Origin of the sequence: Stenotrophomonas sp. HMWF023 (assembly GCF_003060985.1) — a bacterium.
Classification (GTDB): domain Bacteria; phylum Pseudomonadota; class Gammaproteobacteria; order Xanthomonadales; family Xanthomonadaceae; genus Stenotrophomonas; species Stenotrophomonas lactitubi.
Genome location: NZ_QAIJ01000055.1, coordinates 1 through 1,143, shown reverse-complemented (window position 1 = coordinate 1,143; position 1,143 = coordinate 1). Strand labels below are relative to the sequence as shown.

1 protein-coding gene and 1 pseudogene are annotated in these 1,143 nt (G+C 57.4%); both read left to right on the top strand.

The features are described from left to right. Window positions 1-228: pseudogene (locus DBR20_RS02205) on the top strand (hypothetical protein); the annotation flags it as partial. 3 nt (window positions 229-231) lie between these two features. Beyond that, a partial coding sequence (locus DBR20_RS23710; RefSeq protein WP_108265034.1) for an RHS repeat-associated core domain-containing protein occupies window positions 232-1,143 on the top strand: 912 nt, incomplete at its 3' end.

Sequence of the window (1,143 nt, the reverse complement as noted above, 5' to 3'; positions counted from 1 at the left end):
CAGGTGCAGTGCTCGGTGGGTTGGAACCAAGTGGCCGATGCCACCGAGTTCCAGCTTGAGAGCGGCGGCGGCGGCAAGCGGCTGTACACCTGGCCCAAGGCTTATGTGAGCGCCAATGGTGGTGCCTACTGCGCCGGTGATTATCGCGTGCGCGCCTGCAATGCAGGGGGGTGTTCACCGTGGTCAGCCGACCATCCCGTCACGCAAGGTGTACTGAACTGGGACTGAGCCATGAATGGAATCACTTCTCTATTGATTCGCGCAACGCTTCTTGTCGTGGCGACGGTGGCCGGTGCTGCACCGGCTGCGGCCCAGGAAGTTGTGGAATATATCCACACCGACGCACTGGGCTCACCGGTGGCGATCACCGATGCCAGCGGAAATGTAATCGAGCGGACGGTGTATGAACCGTATGGGGCCGTGGTCAATCGGCCGCTGAAGGATGGGCCTGGGTATACCGGGCACGTGACGGACTCGGGCACTGGGCTGAGTTACATGCAGCAGCGGTACTATGACTCTGAACTGGGGTTGTTTCTGAGTACAGACCCAGTCGTTGCATCGGAAGCGCTGTTCGGGCGCTACCTCTACGCAAATAACGGTCCATATAGATTTGTGGATCCGGATGGGCGTGCTTCCGAAGAAAAGAACCGTCGAAGACCCGCAATTGTGGGGAGTAGAATAAAGAACGGGATGGTGGCAGCAGGGAGCCGTATGGGAACTCTAGGCGCTACAAATGCTGGAGCCGGATCCAGCGGAGGGTACGGGCGAGAGCCACGGGCATCCGATCCGCAATGGACTCGAGACCCGAAAGTAAGAGGGCAAATGGAGGATGCATGGAATGACTCAAACCCATTTGCGCCAGCCGTACGCCGAGGGGAATCTGGATCTCTGAAACGAGAGAACGGAGGGTGGATTGTTCAGTTCGCGGGGGAACGAGGGCATGAACTGGTTCGGTCACCTGCCGGCACAAGGGACAGAATGTCGATTGAATCTGCTAGGAAGCCCTCGGAGTTTGAATGTGGATGCATAGTCAAGGGCTACTTTCATACGCACCCTAATACAAGGGCTGAAGGGTACTTCCCAGGCACAAATGGCTATGACTACGATTATCAGTTACAGCAGGGGGTTCCTGGCATGATTAGG